Source organism: Chitinophaga silvatica, from assembly GCF_003419895.1.
GTDB lineage: Bacteria > Bacteroidota > Bacteroidia > Chitinophagales > Chitinophagaceae > Chitinophaga > Chitinophaga silvatica.
Map to the genome: position 1 here is coordinate 235,569 of NZ_QPMM01000006.1, position 17,754 is coordinate 253,322.

The following is a 17,754-nucleotide window of genomic DNA, read 5'->3' on the forward strand; positions in this document are numbered from 1 at the left end:
GTTTTGGAGTTCGAATTGCATGCAGAGTTTAGAGTTTAGTTACGACAAGAGTGAGGTGTTACATGCATTGCGCTACCATTTTATGCAACGTGGAGAGATCAAGGTCTTTCGCAATACCCTCATTATTCTGTTTTTAGCCACCCTTACGGGTTATTTTTATCGGGTAGTTACACCTGCCACCTTTACCGGTATTGTTATCATGATCCTGGTAATAGGATGGGTATTCTGGTACCTTTTACCGATTTCCATCTATAATAAAGCAGCTACATTCAAGGATAATATTCGTCTGAATTACTCGGATGACGGACTCCTGATTTCAACAAGATCCAGCGATCACCAACGTGCTATCGGCTGGAACAACTTCTCTCAGGTAGTGGAAACAAAAAAATTCTTCTTCCTGTACAGAGATAAAAAAACATTCTTCCTCATCCCTATCTCCGCATTCCAAACCCAGGAAGCCTATTCTCAGTTCGCTGAAATGTTAAAGGAGAAGTTTTCAAATTATAAATGATAATACAATGTTTTGCCAGCAAGAATACAGGCTGGGTAGTATTGGTTGTATAGTATTGTTGGCTTGCAAAAGCTGGGTAGATCGACTTTAATTTGATGAGCTTTTTGGTTAACTATATTGTAGACTAGCGAGATCAATGCTTTTAAGTTAAGAGGACGGATGTTGAGCAAATTGAATTCAATTTAAAGGATTGGCTTCTTTTACCGTCGGTTGGGCGGGGGCAAGCCCCGCCCCTACAGGGTTTCAGCGAAACTATATTTTCATCTGGTAGTAATATTTCATGTTAAAAGTCGATCTACTAATTTCAATTCTGTAAAGGAACAATTCTACAATATAGAAACTGCAATTCGCTGAAACCCTGTAGGGGCAATACATTTACCCCTGCCCAACTACGGTAAAGGAAATTTATCAATCATTTAAAGACAATAAAATCGAAGCCCATTCCTCTTAACTTAATAGCGTTGGGCTTTTCCTCACCCTACTAACAGTCAAAGAAACTTACCAATCACATCCATATAAATAAAATCAGATATCGATCAAATAAAATTTGAAATCAATATAAAACTAAACCCACCTCTACGATTAAAAAATCAATTATTGCTACAGATTGATGGTTTGGAATACACTAAAATGCAAAATATGATTCATTGTCTTGGCTCCTGAATTCACCTGAATAAATTGGTTCATATAACCGATATCAGCCTTTAGTTTAGCATTGAATTGATACCCAAAAGCTGCCAGGAAACGGTTCTGATCAAATAACAGGTTGCTGATATCATTACCCCATAAATTCAGGAATATTTCATCCTGTAATGCTACATAGAATGGAGTTGGCTTAATTGCCAGTTGGGTTCGGTTGAAATAACGGGCCCGATTGCCGTATTTCCAATCACCTATCGCATGCGGAGAACCGGGCACAGAGGGTTGAGCCACCCAACGCTGCTCCAGCCTTACCCTATGCGTCATGTCGATCTGCTTTGATTTGTGAATATACTGTTCGAAGATCCGCTGCTCCGGCAGCCAGGTTTCACTAACATTGTTATAGGTCGGAACGAAAGCATATCCCAATAACACCTGATCCTGTGATGTAAGAGAATATTGAAGTCCGGCTCTCATCAATAACTGGCCTTTATTGCTGATACCATCGCGGATCCTGCCCTGAATATCAAAGGGGATGGCCCATTTGTTATTCATTTTTAAGGTACCAAAATAGGTATACCAATTTTGATAAGCATGTGTTGTGGTTTGTGCATACGAAATTCGAACAATGGCGGTCATAGCCAACGCTAACAGTACTTTCTTCATAAAATTTGAAAATATAGGTAGCGTTAAAGATAGGTAAAAACAGGTGGAAAAAAGAAAAGCGCCCGCAGAAGCAGGCGCCGGCAGATTGTTGTTTAGCTATAGTTGATTGTTGTATCAAAATTTATTGTACCACAGGGCGTTTCCTTTGGTATCCTGACCAATTGCTTTTGCAGCTGCTTCATAGCTGGCTTTGTTCTGCGTTTGCTCAGAAATCAAATAGGTAAGCCTGAGCGGTACCATCTTTACACTTGGGTCCAGTGACCCTGAAACCGGTGCAATGAACAATGATTTTCCTCCTGGTTTGTTGAAATGCAGTCTGGTTCTTTCAAACCATGCCTGGAAACCTTGTGGATAAAGGGAAAGCCACTTCTGTGAACCTATCACATTTCTCCAGTCGGCAGCTACAAAAGGCACCCCTTTTATATAAGCTGCAATGCTAACATCGTTGATATTATCACTTTGAGTTAATCCCTTCCAGAAAAGCATAGAAGCCCTTATACCATTTTCATAATAACTGGCTGCACTTTCTCCTACATTCATTCCCCTTGCTGAGGCTTCAGCAAGAATAAATGCTACTTCCGAATAACTCATTAGGATTCCTGGCATTGTTGCACTATAAACCTGTTTACCTGGCATTGAGTAATAGTCGAGCGCCAATCTTAATGTATCGGAGGCTGCCCAGCCATATGGCATACCTTTAATAGTATCAGTATTTTTTGCAGGGCGTGCATAAATGGTCAGTCTGGGATCATTTACCTGCTTCAAATAATCGACCAATGTTTCACTAACGGAGAAATCAATGATCGGACGTTCTGATTCGTTAAAAGGAAATTTATTTGGAGCGGCATCGAGGTATTTAAACAGAGCATCGTCGGCATTGCTGCTGAAGGCTTGTGAATAGTGTGCTTCAATGGCCTGGCGTGCAATATCTGGTTTTGCATCGGCCATTCTGATTGCTAATCTGAGAATCAGGGAATGAGCCAGCTTTTTCCATTTCTTTACATCTCCGTTATAAATAACATCTCCTGCATCGAAGCTGATCTGGCCTTCATCCATTATTGTTATCTGATGCTCCAATGTATCTATCAGAGATTGATATACAGTAGCTGCATCATCATATCTGGGAGTAATATTGGTAGTACTTTCAAATGTTTGAGAATATGGAATATTACCATAAGCATCTGCCAGAATCTGATAAATCCAGGCACTTGTAATACGTGCAATAGCATTTTGATTAACGATGCCCGGTTCGCTTAGCTTGCTGTTATTTTGTTTGATCAGATCATCGAGATTATGTAATGAGATCCTATAAAGGTTATTCCATAAAGCTGCATTATTTCCTTCATCGAGGGTATACTGACTGTCGTTGGTTCTTGAATTTCCTGTCCAGTACTGTGCATAGTTCATTGCAATGAAGCCATTCTGTAAACCGCTATACAGCATATCCATTGCGGTTTTTTGAGCACCTGTCAATAAATACTTAGGTTCGGCAGTAGTTGGCTTCGTTGGGTCATGTGCCATATCATCCAGCTTTTTACAGCCGGTGATCAGAAAAACCAATACTAGTATGGCGCTGCTATATTTGAGTAATTGCTTTTTAGTCATCGTCACAAAATTTAGAATGATACATTCAGGTTAAATCCATAGGAACGAAGAGACGGTAAGGCTCCTCCTTCTATCCCCTGCACATTGGATGCTGAGTTGAGGATATTAGATGGATCTACATTCGGGGCGTTAGACTTGATTAGCCATAGATTACGGCCATATAATGATAGTCTTACACTTTGAGCCCCTATCTTTTTATACCAATTCTCCGGGAGATTGTAGCCGATTTTAGCTTCTCTCAGATAGATATAACTGGCATCATATAAATTGGCTTTGCTGATTACATTTCCTCCATTATAGTTAAAGTGGTCCTGGGCGGTTATTTTGGTGGTATTTTGATGACCATCTGCTGTAACACCTGGAACAATAATGCCATTTTCACGAATACCGTTTTCCACAGTAGTTTCCAATAACCCGGATTTATTTCCGTAAAGATTTGTGTAGCTGAAGAAATCACCTCCATGCTGGAAATCTACCAGGGCACTGAGATAGATGCCTTTGAAGGTAAAGCTGTTGGTAATACCTCCTACATAATCAGGATAGGCATTTCCGATTGGTTTTATTGCGCTTGGTACATATCTGCCTAAAGCATCAACTACTTTCTCTCCGTTCAGATAGGTATAATCTGTTCCTCTGATAGTACCTAAAGGCTCTCCAACCTGACCTACCACAGATACTTTCTGGGTACGGCGATCGGTGCCAATAGTCAGATAATCCAGAGAGGTTTTGTATTGTTCGATATTCAGGTTTAATACTTTGTTGCGATTACGGGCAACATTGGCGCTAATATCCCAACGGAAGCCATTTTTAAGGCGAATAGGATTTAAATTGATGCCTATTTCTATCCCTTTGTTTTCTACACTACCACCATTAACAAATGCTCCTGTGAAGCCGGTTGCAGACGGAAGTGCCAATGTAATAATCTGATCTTTGGTTACCCGGCGGTAATAGGTGAAATCAATTCCAATTCTATTATCCAGGAATTTCAATTCAGTACCAGTTTCAACTTCTGTTGTTCTTTCAGGTTTCAGATTCTCATTATAGAGAGTAGCAGTAAATTGTGATACCGGATTGGTGCCAAATGGAGGAACAAAATCGTAGGTATTGTAAATTCTGTATGGATCAGCAGCATCGCTACCCACAGCGGCCACACTGGCTCTTAATTTACCGTATGACAGCCATTTCCATTCTTTCAGCAGATCAGAGAACACAAAAGACAGGGAGCTGGAAGGATAGAAGTATTGATTATTACCCTTTTTAAGGGTAGATGACCAATCGCTACGGCCGGTTAAATCAAGAAAAAGGAAATTTTTATATCCAAGATTTGCCGTGGCAAATACTGAGTTAATCTGCTTTTCGTAGAATTGATCTATCGGAGTGGCTGTTTGAATAGAATTAGCTAGATTATAAACATCTTTAGTAATCAATCCTCCAACGGTAGAACCTCCTGTAACTGTCCATTTACGGTGCATTACATTACCACCGACTGTTGCATTTAGCTGGAAATCCGTACCTAAATTTTTTCTGATGTCTGCTGTTACCTGATAGTTCATTTCACGGGTAGTGCGTACACGTTTGATGTAACCACCTACTAAATAATCCTTGGCAGTTCTTTCTTCTTCAAGGGTATTGTAATCGTCCATGAATACACGACCGGTGAAGGAAAGCCATTTATTAGCTTCTATATCAACCCCTGCATAGCCATAAATACGGTTTCTGGAGTCAGTTTCGTAATCCATATATCTGTTCCAGTAAGGGCCGTTGCTGGATGCAATACCAGGATTATCCCATGCTTTACGGTTCCAGGTGATCTGAGAGCCATCATCATATTTATAGCGTTTCTCCATATCCAGATCCAGCTGGCGCTGACCATACATGGTGAATTGGAGAGTAGGGTTTGGACCAGTAAATCCGGTGCCTGGCCTGCCTTTCACATTTAAGGAGGAATAATTGATGCTGGCTACGGCCCTAACCCCTTTGCTTACCTCATAGTTACCATTAACAGAGAGATTATTTCTTTTATTGGTGGCATTGGGTAAAACAAAGGTTTGATCCATATTGCCGTATGAGAGTCTGAAGCTCCCTTTATCATTACTACCGGCGAGGGCTATATTATTTGTGAGTGTAAACCCTGTTCTGTAGAAGTCTTTTACATTATTCGGATGTGCGATCCAGGGAGCGGTTTGCCCAAAGTACGGATTGTTTTTGTTTTGATCCCAGGACCAGTAATGGCGAACTAATCTACCATCCAGTTTTGGGCCCCAGGATTCATCAACGGCATATTGAGGGAGGAGATCATATCTACCTTTACCATTATTATCGTCGTATGTTGCAGCTTGTTCGTTTAAGAAAGCTTCGGGGTGTTGGTTATAATACAGGGTATCAAATTTTCCTGCACTGCCACCACCATACATATTCTGATATTTAGGAAGTACGGCTACCTGGTCTATCTGTGCATTCAGGCTGTAAGTAACGCCTAATCCACGTTCGGTTTCCGGACGTTTTTTTGTTGTAATTAATAACACACCGTTGGCACCTCTGCTGCCATAGAGAGCAGTAGCGGCGGCGCCTTTCAGCACGGAAATGTTTTCGATATCTTCCGGATTGATGTCCTGCATTGGGCTACCGTAGTCGTATCCCCCGCCTCCGTTTTGCTGGCCAGGATCGTTGGTAACGCTATTGAGCATAGGTACACCATCCAATACAAAGAAAGCATTGTTATCGCCTAATATAGATTTGACCCCACGAATGGTGATTTTACTTGCACCACCCATAGAGCCTGTATTGGTATTGATTTGTACGCCAGGCACTTTACCGGCAAGGGCGTTTACAAAGTTCACTTCTTTAGCTTCCTGAACAGCATTCCCGCTAACTTCCTGAATGGCATAACCTACAGAGCGTGGATTTTTCTTGATGCCGAGGGCGGTAACGACTACTTCGTTCAATACTTTATTGGTTGCACTAGCAGCCATAAGTTTAAAATTGGCGGCACCGCGTTTTGCAACATGATAGGATTGTTCGCTGTAGGTAGGAGCCGTAATCAGCAAGGTATCACCTACCTGTGCTTTGATACTGTATTTACCGGTAGGATCTGACTGGGCATTGAGTTTAGCTGTTTTATTTCTGATAATGGCGCCAGGAATTGGAGTTCCTTTATCGTCTTTTACTTCACCTGTTACAGAAAATTTATTGGCTTCACTTTTTGCAGTTGCCGGATCAGGAGGTAAAATCAGAGCTGTGTCTTCTTTTGGTTTAACAGGTTTTTTAGTGGTATCCTGAGCGGGTTGGGTTGTGTCTTTAGTTGGGTTACTTGAATCAGCAGCGGGTTTTATAACTACTGGCACAGAGGTATCAGCTTGCATGGCAGTGAGGTGCCTATCGGGTTTTGCATATGCGCTGCTGACTGAGCAGAAAAAGGCATAGCACAGCCCCGACCAGGCTAGTACTTGGCTTCTCATGATATGATTAAAAATTTGGTTACAATTTTTTCTGACAGAGTTTCGTCTATTGTTATACTGTTGGTCCATCAATATAACAATACAATCAAACTCCTCTTTACAATGTGTTGAAAAGGAAAAAAAATTACTTTAAGTTCTTCCTCATTTCGTAGTGTGGTATGCCTACCTCGATAAATTCATCGCCATGAATTGCGTAGCCTAGTTTCAAATAGAAGCCAGCGGCTACTTTGCGGGCATGCATAAGAAGAACTTTAAATCCATTGTTCACAGCGTATTGTTCTGCAAAGGTTACAATTTCGCTACCCAGACCTTTCCCTTGTATGAGACTTGAAACGGCCATTTGACGGAGTTGTACATTATCGTTATCTACCGGAGTAAGAATGCAACAGGCAACGAGTTGCTGTTTTCCATCAATTGTCAGGAATCCGCCGATTAGTACATCGTTAATTTCCTTTTGGAGTTGATCGGTTGAAAAGCTTAGCCCTAGTGGTTTACGCAATACTTCGGTTCTAAGCTCCACCATCTCCTGATATTCACAGCTACCGTACTCGATTATACGAAGATCTAACATGCATGATTTTATTTAAAGCGTTTCACAATCGGGGAACGACAAATAACCTGCCAATCAAATGGGTAGGAAGTGAAAATAATCGATAATCAGTGGAGCCACTGATTTTACTTCGAGCATTTCGTCCTGAATAGTTAATGCATTGGGATGAGTATCTGTGCAGATGATTTTTCTGATAAGGCCAGATTTTTTAATGCGCTCAAATCCTTTGCCGGCAAAGATTCCATGAGTTGTTATTACACAAATGTCGGAGGCCCCGGCATCGTGATATGCCTCTGCAGCATGAATTAATGAGCCACCGGTACGGATCATATCATCATAAATAATAACTGTTTTATTTTTTACATCTGCGCTGATGGCGGTGATGGCAGTTTCTTCACCGGAGATTCTTCTTTTAAAAACAAATGCAGCAGGAACATGCAGATCGTTGGCCAGTGATTCTACCCATTTTGCTCTGCCAGCATCAGTACTTGCCAAAACATAAGGATGATTCCCGGCAAGTTCCTGAGCAGCTTCCATTACAAAGGATTTAGCATACAGATGTACCGGTCTGATATCATTTTCAAAATACCAGGTAATACCATCAACATGCAAATCGATCATTACAATTCTATTTCCACGAGAAGTATTGGGAAGAGAAGAAAATAGAACGGCACGTGTTTTCGCCTTTACGATTTCTCCATATTTAACGGCTCTTTCCATGGTAGAATAACCGAAATATGGGATAATAATAGTGAGAGAATATGCACCTAATTGTGCGCAACCACTTGCCAGATCATATAGTTCCAATGTTTCTTTATCGTCAATTGTTCCTCCGATCAAAACAACTTCTTTATAGCTTACATCACTAATGATCCGATGATAATGTTCCCCATCCGGGAAATCGCGTATCTCTAACTCCCCATTTTCCCACGCTTTGCCAGTGATTGACAAAATGCGATCTTTTAAGTATTCGTAATGCTGTGTTGCGAAGATGATTTTTTGCGGCATAATGATGCGTATATGTGTAAAAATATGTTATTGACAGGATATTTATTGGGTTGATTATTAATAATTTTGAGATTGAGCATTTATCTGTAATTGGGTTTTAACGTTTCTTTTGCGGGTGGAACGTTAAATTTGAAGGATAGTTATTTATGATTCGTATAACGGCATATATCGGAGCACTGTTTTTTTTCTTTTTCATTAGCCTACAGGATACTTTAGCACAGGTACGGATATCAGGTATGGTAGCGGATCAGGATACAAAAACAGGATTGCCTTTTGTTTCCATTCTCAACAAAAGGACTATGACAGGCACACTTAGTAATGAGAATGGTAGATTTTATATTGAAGCTGTTCCTGGCGATACATTAGAGTTTTCTATGTTGAGCTATGCAACCAGGCTGTTTACAGTACCTGGGATGTCATCGACGCATGACATTTATATGCAAAAACGTTTATTTGATTTGCAGGGAGTGGATGTAAAGGGAAGAAATTATCGTAATGACTCATTAGCGATGCGGGATGAGTATGGGCGATATTTCGATTATAAGAAGCCGGGTGCAATGGATGTTTTAAAAACATTACCAGCTAATCCGATAACGGCTCTTACTTACCTGGTTCCAAGTAAAACCCGTAAACGAAAGGAAGAATTCCATCAGCAGTTATTATTCTGGGAAAAAGAAAAATTCATAGATCACCGGTATTCTCCGGATGTGGTTGCCAGAATGACAAAACTACAAGGTGCGGAACTGGATTCATTCATGCTGAAATACAGACCTACTTACCAGTTTCTGAATACAGCGAATGAGTATGATTTGTTATTATTTATCAAACAATCGTTCGACGAATACCAGAAAAATAAAGTGGATAAGAAAGAACCATAAAAAAGAAGGCTTTAAGACTTACGCCTTAAAGCCCGACTTCTAACTTAACAATCAACAATCTTTATTTTATTTTCAGGTTTTTAAATTCGCCAGGCGAATAGTTTCCAACCCAAAAACCGATATGTCCTTTCTTTTGTTCGCTGAGTTGTTTAACACTCAACACCTGTTTGTCGTTTACAAAGGCAGTAACCAAAGGCCACTCCACAATAATTTTGACGTGAAACCAATCTGAGGGGTCAGGAGCAGGTATAATGTTGTTCTCGTACTTACCAGGGTGATCCGTTCTTAATGATTCCCAATCGTATTTCGGCATCGAAATATACTGTACCGAATGTTTCTGCCTTTCTATGTCTGCAGCCTGAAAATTAAATGGTCTGAAATAAACAGCATCGTAAGTACTATCATTTACTCCATGAAATGCTATGCCTAAAAAGCTTCCTTGTGGCACATTTCGGCCTCGTGCATCAAATTCAATTACTCCATTTGAAAAGTCCTTATAGGAAAACTTGTTTTTAAACCAGGCAATACCAGCACCAGGAGCTTCATTGAGGCGAATGGTAGAATCTACAGTCAGATTTCTATTCACCACTTTCAGATTTTGAGCAGTACTTATTTCTGCGATTACTACAAGATAACTAAAGAGGATGATAAATCGTAACCACATATGAATAATTTAATATTGAGAAAGGTTTTTAAAACCATGCCACCTTGATTTTTATTAATAATCAGTTGATTAAATATATTATTGTGATGTATTTGTTCGAAATTGGATATTTCTCCGTTCGGGGGCGCACGATAAAGGGCAATGAATTTCGGGATTATTCATGACAGTTGCAGGTTTATAAAAAATAAAGGGTGGAAAATATTCCACCCTGATAAAATTATTTTAGTAAAGCTCCATTCAGCCTTCCAAGTTCGGTTTCAGCTACCTTAGTATTGTACCGGGCTTGAATAAGACGATAGTAGGAATCTTCCAGACTTTGTTGTGCAATTTTTACTTCCAAGATAGTAGACACTCCTTGCTTGAATCTCTCCAGCGCCACCATCGCGTTTTCTCTTGCCAGATCATTTGTTTCTTCTTCTAATTCAACAGCTTTCTTGTAATATTCATAATCTTTAAATGCATTATTTAAAGATAAATCTACCTGTGATTTTACATTATCTAGCGTGATGTTTTGATAATCGAAATCGAGCCGGGCATTTTGAACCTGTCTTTTTACATTAAAGCCATTGAAAATAGGAATAGCGGCAGTAAGGCCATAGCTAAGTACTCCATTTCTGTTGAACTTAGGGCTAAAAGCATTTGATGCAGCATTAGAGTGATTCCGATTATAATTGTAACCTGAGTTAAATGATATTACTGGAAAATAATCGCCTTTTCTTTCCTTAATTGTAAGTGCAGAGATATTAACATTTTGCTGCTGCACTTTTATAGAAGTATTGTTATTAGCCACATTCTGTTGCAACACTGCATAGGATAATCCACTATTTAAAGGAATAGAATCTGCTACTTCATAGCCGGTTGCGCCAGGAGGTACTGCCATTAACTGATTTAATAAAGCTTTGCTTTGTTCAATAACCGTAAGCTGCCGGATATACAAGGCTTTCTGCGCATTTAAATCGACCCGCGACTGAAGCAGATCAGTTTTTGGAGCTAATCCGGTACTGAATTTTGCATCAGACAATTTTACTCTTTCTTCAGAGATCGACATTTGTTCGGCCAATGCTTTCAGTTGTTGTTTTTGTTGAACAATGTTGTAATAACCGGAAATCACAGTAGCGATTGTATTCTGAATCTGATCTTTAATCACCAATTCTCCAAAATCACGAATCGATTCTAATTTGTTGCGTGTAGCAAACATCTTCAGACCATCGAATAAAGTCCAGCCTAAAGTAACATTACCAGTAAGGTTATTGCCTTTAATGCCACTGGTATCGCGGCTGGTTCCGTTTACGAATTCCTGCTTTGTGGCAGTGCGGGACCAGGAAGTACCAGCAGTTGCGTTTACTCTCGGAAAGAAAGCAAAATTCGCATAGGCGTAATCGTTAGCGGATACCTCTGCGGAATTTTTGGCTAATCGGATATCGTAATTGCTTTTTAGCGCTACGTCTATCGCCTGTTCTAAAGTAAGCAGTTGCTGTTGTGCCTGCAGGCTACCTACACAAAACATCAATCCCAATAAAAATAAACAACGCCTGATCATAATATTTTTCATAAAAAGTATTCGTCTTTTGTTAGGCATGGGCTGCATGAGCGGTTGATGTTTCTGTTTCTTCTTCCTCCTCATCGTCGTGCGATTTGTTACCTCTGCGGGAGAAGAAAGTATACATTGCCGGAATTACATATAGTGTAAGTACCAGCGAGAAAACTATACCACCTACGATTACTATACCTAATGGGATACGGCTGGTAGCCGCAGCTCCAAGTGATAAGGCAATTGGCAAAGCACCCAGGGCCATTGCCAGACTTGTCATCAAAATTGGTCGCAAACGTAGCGATGATGCTGTTATTACTGCATCAGCCTTATTCATGCCACTATCTCTCTGATGGTTGGCAAATTCCACGATCAGGATACCGTTCTTAGTAACCAACCCTATCAGCATAATTACCCCAATCTGAGAGAAGATATTCCAGGTCTGATCAAAGACCCATAATGAAAGCAACGCACCTGCAAAGGCCAGTGGCACCGTTAGCATGATGATCAATGGATCTATCCAGCTTTCAAATTGTGCTGCCAGTACAAGATAAATCAATACCAGTGCTAAGCCCAGTGCGAACATAGTATTTGAGCCACTTTCGGCATAGTCACGGGATGAACCTGATAATGCAGTCTGGAATGAATCGTTTAGTACACCCTCTTTTTGCAATTTGTTGTAAATACGATACATCTCATTAATACCATCTCCAATAGTTTTACCAGGCGCTAAGCCTGCAGAAACAGTAGCAGATTTATACCTGTTGAAGTGATAAATAATTGGCGGGCTGGTTTCTTCTTCAATAGTAACCACGTTATCTAACTGAATAGCATCTCCATTATTATTCCTGACATACAGATTTTGTAAATCCGTCGGATCATCTCTGTCTGCACGGAACACCTGCCCCATTACCTGGTATTGTTTACCATTTCTGATAAAGTATCCATAGCGCAGATTACTGAGGGCCAGCTGTAATGTTTGTGAAATATCCTGTACAGATACTCCTAACTGAGTGGCTTTATCACGATTAATATGGATTCTTAATTCAGGCTTATTAAATTTTAAATCCACATCTGTACCCTGAAACACCGGGCTGCTACTAACTTCCTCCATGAATTTCGGAAGTACAGAGGTTAATGTATCGAAGTTGATATTTTCGAGCACAAACGATACCGGCAAGCCACCACGGCGTCCTACCTGGATTGTCTGTTGTTCTATGGCAAATACTTTACCTTCCGGGAACCTACTCATATTCCTGTTTACCATATTCACAACATCCTTTTGCGAACGGGTTCGTTCGTTAGGTTCGTTGAGCATTACGTTGGCAAAAGCTGTATTTACAGCGCCGGAACCACTGAAGCCGGGAGAAGTAACGCTTAAGATAATTTTTTTCTCCGGAATAGAGTCGACCATGAATTTGGTGAGCCTGTCGACATAACTATCCATGTAGTCGTAAGCCGTACCTTCCGGAGTAGTGATAGACAGGCGGAAAGTGCTTCTGTCTTCGATTGGAGCCAATTCGGCCGGTAAGGTTCTGAACAGGAAATAGATCATTACCAGACAGGCAGTAATAATTAATCCGGCTATCCAACGGAAATGCATAAACGCTTCCAATGAGCTTTTATAGCCATCTTCCATCCAACGGAAGAAAGGTTCTGTTTTCAGATAGAACCATCCGTGAGTATGAGTTTTACGACCAAGTTTAACGTTTAGTACCGGTGTGAGTGTTAAGGATACAAAAGCAGAGATCAATACAGCACCCGCAACCACGATACCAAATTCACGGAATAGCTGTCCAACGAATCCCTGTAGGAATATGATAGGCAGGAATACGAAAGCGAGGGTGATAGAGGTAGCAATTACGGCGAAGAAGATTTCTTCGGAGCCTTCTCTGGCTGCTCTCATGCGCGGCATTCCGGCTTCAATTTTCTTATAGATATTTTCCGTAACCACAATACCGTCATCCACTACCAGACCGGTTGCCAGTACAATGGCCAGGAGGGTCAGGATATTGATGGTAAATCCGCAGGCATACATGATAAAGAAAGCACCGATCAGCGATACCGGAATATCGATTAGTGGGCGTAAAGCCATCAGCCAGTCACGGAAGAACAGGTATACAATTATGATAACCAGGGTTAATGCAATGATTAAAGTTTCCTCCACTTCCTCAATAGATTTTTTGATGAAGCGGGTATTATCCATTGCAATATTTACTGTAAAGTCGTCGGGAATATCTTTTTTAAGTTGATTATAGCGTTTGTAGAATTCATCTGCGATGGCTACATAGTTGGAGCCAGGTTGAGGAATCAGGGCGAGTGAAATCATCGGAATACCGGATTCTTTCAGGATAGTTTCCTCATTTTCAGGGCCTAGTACAGCCTGGCCAATATCGCGGATCCGGATTTCGCTACCATTGATATTGCGGATAATAAGATTATTGAAATCATCTTCCGTAACTAGGCGGCCGAAGGTACGCACAGTAAAGTCGGTAGCATTACCGGCGATTTTACCGGAAGGCAGTTCCACGTTCTCGCGTTGCAGGGCAGATTGCACATCGCCAGGTGTTAAGCGATAGGAAGATAATCTGGCGGGGTCCATCCAGATACGCATAGCGTATTTTTTTTCACCCCAGATTTGAATGGCACTAACGCCGGGAATAGTCTGAAGTTTTTCCAGTAGCACGTTGGTACCGTATTCAGTTACTTCGAGCTGATTACGTGTATTACTCTGTACGGTCATGGAGATGATCGCATCGGAGTTTGCATCCTGTTTGGATACCACAGGAGGAGCATCGATATCGGGAGGCAGACTACGGAGGGCCTGGGAAACCTTATCTCGTACATCGTTGGTGGCGCCTTCGAGGTCCTGACCCAGTTCGAATTCTACGGTGATATTGCTACTTCCCTGGCTGCTGCTGGAAGAAATATTTTTGATACCGGCGATACCGTTGATTTGTTTTTCGAGAGGCTCAGTAATCTGAGTTTCAATGATATCGGAGTTGGCACCGGCATACGACGTACGTACGTTTACGATAGGAGGGTCGATAGCCGGGAAGTCTCTTACCCCCAGGAAAGTGAAGCCCACCAGACCGAATATCACGATAATGATATTCATCACGATAGCAAATACCGGGCGTTTAAGAGATAAGGAAGGTAAACTCATGTTCAATATTTTTAGAATGAAGAAGGAAAAGTTATCCAGTCTTCACTATTGTATTTTATTATACTTCAGCGGCATTCCGGGTTTTAGTTGCAACATTCCGGTAGTGATAACGGTATCACCAGGTTTGAGTCCATTAGTGATTTGCACGCTGCTTTCTGTTCTTTGGCCGGTTTCAACTACTACGAATTTGGCGATACCCTGGTCGGATATGATTACTTTTTTATCTCTGGTACCCGGAATTACGGCCTGAGAAGGGATCATAATAGCATCAGGAATATCTTTAAGGATAATTTTCACTTTAGCGAAAGAGCCGGGGAACAGGAGGCCACTATTATTAGGAACGATGGCTCTTAATTTCATGGTGCGGGTGGTGAGGTCGATTTTCGGATCTATTGCGTAAATACTTCCTTTATAATCATTTGCATCACCGGCGACTGTAAAAATTACCTGATCACCTACTTTTACGGAGTTTCTGTATTTTTCGGCTACAGCGAAGTCCATTTTCAGAGGATCTATTTGCTGAAGAGTAGTGATGATACTGGCAGAAGATACGATAGCACCTTCGCTGACATTTCGTAAGCCAAGTTTTCCATTGAAAGGAGCGCGGAGTTCAGTTTTCTGGAGTTGGGTTTGAGTATATTCCATATCGGCCTGATAAGCGCTCACCTGGTTACGGGTAACATCTACATCTTGTTGGCTTATTCCATTGATTTTTAATAGATTTTCCTGACGTTCGAGGGTAGTTTTCGCTAATTGTTGCTGCAGTTTCAGTTTTTGAAGCTGAGCTTTCAGGTCTTCATCATATAATTTAACAAGGATTTCGCCTTTTCTTATATTAGTACCTTCTTTAAAGAAAAGTTTAATGATACGGCCGTTTATTTCGGGTTTTACGTCAACTTCCTCATTGCTTTGGAGGGTTCCGCTGGCCTCGATGGTTTGATTAAGCAGGGCTGTTTTAACGATCCAGGCATCGGTTGATAGCAATTTGGGTCCTCCTTTGGCTTGGGAAGCAGGTTCTTTGGAGGATTTGCTACCTGCTATTTTCTTGTATAGGAAGAAAATAATGATGCTGGCTACTGCCAGAATCAGGATTGAACGAACAGACTTTTTGGTGATGGCCATATCAGTTTTTATAAAATTCAGCTGTTAATATATATTGTAGCATAGAGAAACTGGTCGACTATTTGAGTCGTTCCTCAGAAGCCGGACAAATTTAAGCAAACAGGGGGCTGAATGCTATGGGGAACTGTTAATTAGCGTTAATGGATTCTATAAGTGGCAAAAAAAGAGGGTGAATGGAAGGTAAAAATGGTTGTTGAGAAAAGAATGATGATATTAGGGTAAAAAGCATGACTTTTGAGTGAAAATAAGTGAATCTGTAAGAGAAGGAATATCAAAATTGTATAAATTCTTTTATTAACAAAGCGATGGATATGTGTACTGTAGAGGATTTGGGCGGAATGTATAAGATGGAATGCCTTTAAAATTTGGGTCATCTGTTGGCAATTCAATAAAAATTATATTTTTGCACTCAAGTTTTAAACCAAAAACACTTAAAATTATGTCAGACATTGCATCAAGAGTTAAAAAGATCATCATTGACAAATTGGGCGTTGACGAAGCCGAGGTAACTCCTGAAGCCAGCTTCACCAATGACTTAGGCGCTGACTCTTTGGATACGGTAGAACTGATTATGGAATTCGAAAAAGAATTCAACATCTCCATTCCTGACGAACAAGCTGAAACTATTACTACTGTTGGCCAGGCAGTTGCTTACCTGGAAGAACATGTAAAATAATCCTACTAATCAGAATTGTTTTAATGCAACCAAGACGAGTTGTCGTTACAGGTTTAGGCGCTCTTACACCGCTCGGCAATTCCGTAGCCGATTTTTGGAACGGATTGACGAACGGTGTATCCGGCGCGGATTATATCAAGCAATTTGATGCTTCCAAGTTCAAAACCCGTTTTGCTTGCGAACTGAAAAATTTCGATCCTACTAACTACCTGGACAAGAAGGAGGCCCGTAAGATGGACCCCTTTACACAAACAGCAGTTATATCTGCAGATCAGGCTATCCTGGATGCCAAAATTGATAAAGAAAAGATCAATGCGGATCGCGTTGGTGTTATCTGGGGCACAGGAGTAGGTGGAATGATCAATTTCAGTCAAGAGCTCAAAGAATTTCACTCTGGGGATGGTACTCCCCGTTTCAGTCCTTTCTTAATCACGAGGTTGATTCTGGATATTGCTGCCGGGTATATTTCTATTCGTCACGGATTCAGAGGGCCTAATTTTTCTGTTGTATCTGCTTGTGCATCAGCTACCAATGCAATTATTGAGGCAATGTACAGTATCCGATATGGTAAAACTGATATGGTTATTACCGGAGGGTCAGAGAATGTGATAAATGAGCCTTGTGTTGGTGGTTTTAATGCCATGAAGGCTTTATCAGAAAGAAATGATGACCCTAAGACTGCTTCCCGACCTTTTGATCTCGACCGTGACGGTTTTGTGATGGGAGAAGGAGCAGGAGCCCTGGTGCTTGAATCGCTGGAACATGCTCAGGCGAGGGGTGCAAAAATTTATGCAGAATTGGCCGGTGGAGGCGCAACTGCGGATGCATACCATATCACAGCTCCTCATCCGGAGGGTTTAGGAGCAATGAATGTAATGCGTAATGCGTTGGCAGATGCAAACTTACAGGCTTCCGATATCGATTATATCAACGTTCACGGTACTTCCACTCCATTGGGAGATATTGCCGAAGTAAAAGCCATTCAACAGGTTTTTGGAGAACATGCTTATAACTTAAACATCAGTTCTACAAAATCCATGACTGGTCACCTACTCGGGGCTGCCGGTGCCGTTGAATCAATAGCTGCGATTATGTCCATGATTGATGGCATAATTCCTCCTACGATCAACCACTTTACAGATGATCCACAATTGGACCCGAAACTAAACTTTACTTTCAATATCGCACAAAAGAGAGAAGTAAGAGCTGCGCTTTCCAATACCTTTGGTTTTGGTGGGCATAATGCCTCCGTAATTTTCAAAAAATTTGTTCCTTGATTT

At 41.0% G+C, this 17,754-nt stretch carries 13 protein-coding genes; 4 read left to right on the forward strand and 9 right to left on the reverse strand.

What is annotated here, in order from left to right; genetic code table 11:
• The first annotated feature begins 19 nt into the window (after positions 1 to 19).
• Positions 20 to 511 carry a YcxB family protein gene (locus DVR12_RS12110; protein ID WP_116975937.1) on the forward strand — a complete coding sequence of 164 codons (492 nt, stop codon included), beginning with the start codon at positions 20 to 22 and terminating at the stop codon, positions 509 to 511.
• Positions 512 to 1,111: 600 nt separating this feature from the next.
• On the opposite strand, the gene DVR12_RS12115 is transcribed toward DVR12_RS12110, so the two are convergent.
• From DVR12_RS12115 to DVR12_RS12135, 5 genes are all read right to left on the reverse strand, one after another.
• A complete protein-coding gene (locus tag DVR12_RS12115; RefSeq protein ID WP_116975938.1) occupies positions 1,112 to 1,816 on the reverse strand; it encodes a DUF2490 domain-containing protein in 705 nt (234 codons plus the stop codon).
• Positions 1,817 to 1,930: 114 nt separating this feature from the next.
• The gene (locus DVR12_RS12120; RefSeq protein WP_116975939.1) at positions 1,931 to 3,421 is read right to left on the reverse strand and encodes a SusD/RagB family nutrient-binding outer membrane lipoprotein; all 1,491 of its coding nucleotides are present in this window, start codon (positions 3,419 to 3,421) and stop codon (positions 1,931 to 1,933) included.
• Positions 3,422 to 3,432: 11 nt separating this feature from the next.
• Positions 3,433 to 6,879, reverse strand: coding sequence for a SusC/RagA family TonB-linked outer membrane protein (locus DVR12_RS12125; protein ID WP_158563260.1), 3,447 nt, complete (start codon positions 6,877 to 6,879; stop codon positions 3,433 to 3,435).
• A 124-nt stretch (positions 6,880 to 7,003) separates the two neighbouring features.
• Positions 7,004 to 7,450 carry a GNAT family N-acetyltransferase gene (locus DVR12_RS12130; protein ID WP_116975941.1) on the reverse strand — a complete coding sequence of 149 codons (447 nt, stop codon included), beginning with the start codon at positions 7,448 to 7,450 and terminating at the stop codon, positions 7,004 to 7,006.
• A gap of 54 nt (positions 7,451 to 7,504) precedes the next feature.
• Positions 7,505 to 8,437 (reverse strand): ribose-phosphate diphosphokinase, encoded by a 933-nt coding sequence (locus DVR12_RS12135; RefSeq protein ID WP_116975942.1) that lies wholly within the window; start codon positions 8,435 to 8,437, stop codon positions 7,505 to 7,507.
• A 146-nt stretch (positions 8,438 to 8,583) separates the two neighbouring features.
• On the opposite strand from DVR12_RS12135, the gene DVR12_RS12140 reads away from it, so the two are divergent.
• Complete coding sequence (locus DVR12_RS12140; protein ID WP_116975943.1) at positions 8,584 to 9,315, forward strand: carboxypeptidase-like regulatory domain-containing protein; 732 nt, start codon at positions 8,584 to 8,586, stop codon at positions 9,313 to 9,315.
• 61 nt (positions 9,316 to 9,376) lie between these two features.
• Here DVR12_RS12140 and DVR12_RS12145 read toward each other — a convergent pair whose 3' ends face one another.
• The 4 genes from DVR12_RS12145 to DVR12_RS12160 form a co-directional block, all read right to left on the reverse strand.
• Positions 9,377 to 9,979 carry a family 16 glycoside hydrolase gene (locus tag DVR12_RS12145; RefSeq protein WP_116975944.1) on the reverse strand — a complete coding sequence of 201 codons (603 nt, stop codon included), beginning with the start codon at positions 9,977 to 9,979 and terminating at the stop codon, positions 9,377 to 9,379.
• Between the two features lie 217 nt (positions 9,980 to 10,196).
• Positions 10,197 to 11,531: a TolC family protein gene (locus tag DVR12_RS12150; RefSeq protein WP_158563261.1), complete on the reverse strand. Its 1,335-nt coding sequence runs from the start codon at positions 11,529 to 11,531 to the stop codon at positions 10,197 to 10,199.
• 19 nt (positions 11,532 to 11,550) lie between these two features.
• Positions 11,551 to 14,676, reverse strand: coding sequence for an efflux RND transporter permease subunit (locus tag DVR12_RS12155; RefSeq protein WP_116975946.1), 3,126 nt, complete (start codon positions 14,674 to 14,676; stop codon positions 11,551 to 11,553).
• Positions 14,677 to 14,721: 45 nt separating this feature from the next.
• Positions 14,722 to 15,798 carry an efflux RND transporter periplasmic adaptor subunit gene (locus DVR12_RS12160; protein ID WP_116975947.1) on the reverse strand — a complete coding sequence of 359 codons (1,077 nt, stop codon included), beginning with the start codon at positions 15,796 to 15,798 and terminating at the stop codon, positions 14,722 to 14,724.
• Positions 15,799 to 16,237: 439 nt separating this feature from the next.
• On the opposite strand from DVR12_RS12160, the gene DVR12_RS12165 reads away from it, so the two are divergent.
• Positions 16,238 to 16,474 carry an acyl carrier protein gene (locus tag DVR12_RS12165; RefSeq protein WP_012788038.1) on the forward strand — a complete coding sequence of 79 codons (237 nt, stop codon included), beginning with the start codon at positions 16,238 to 16,240 and terminating at the stop codon, positions 16,472 to 16,474.
• A 23-nt stretch (positions 16,475 to 16,497) separates the two neighbouring features.
• Positions 16,498 to 17,751, forward strand: coding sequence for a beta-ketoacyl-ACP synthase II (gene fabF, locus DVR12_RS12170; RefSeq protein WP_116975948.1), 1,254 nt, complete (start codon positions 16,498 to 16,500; stop codon positions 17,749 to 17,751).
• Positions 17,752 to 17,754 lie beyond the last annotated feature (3 nt).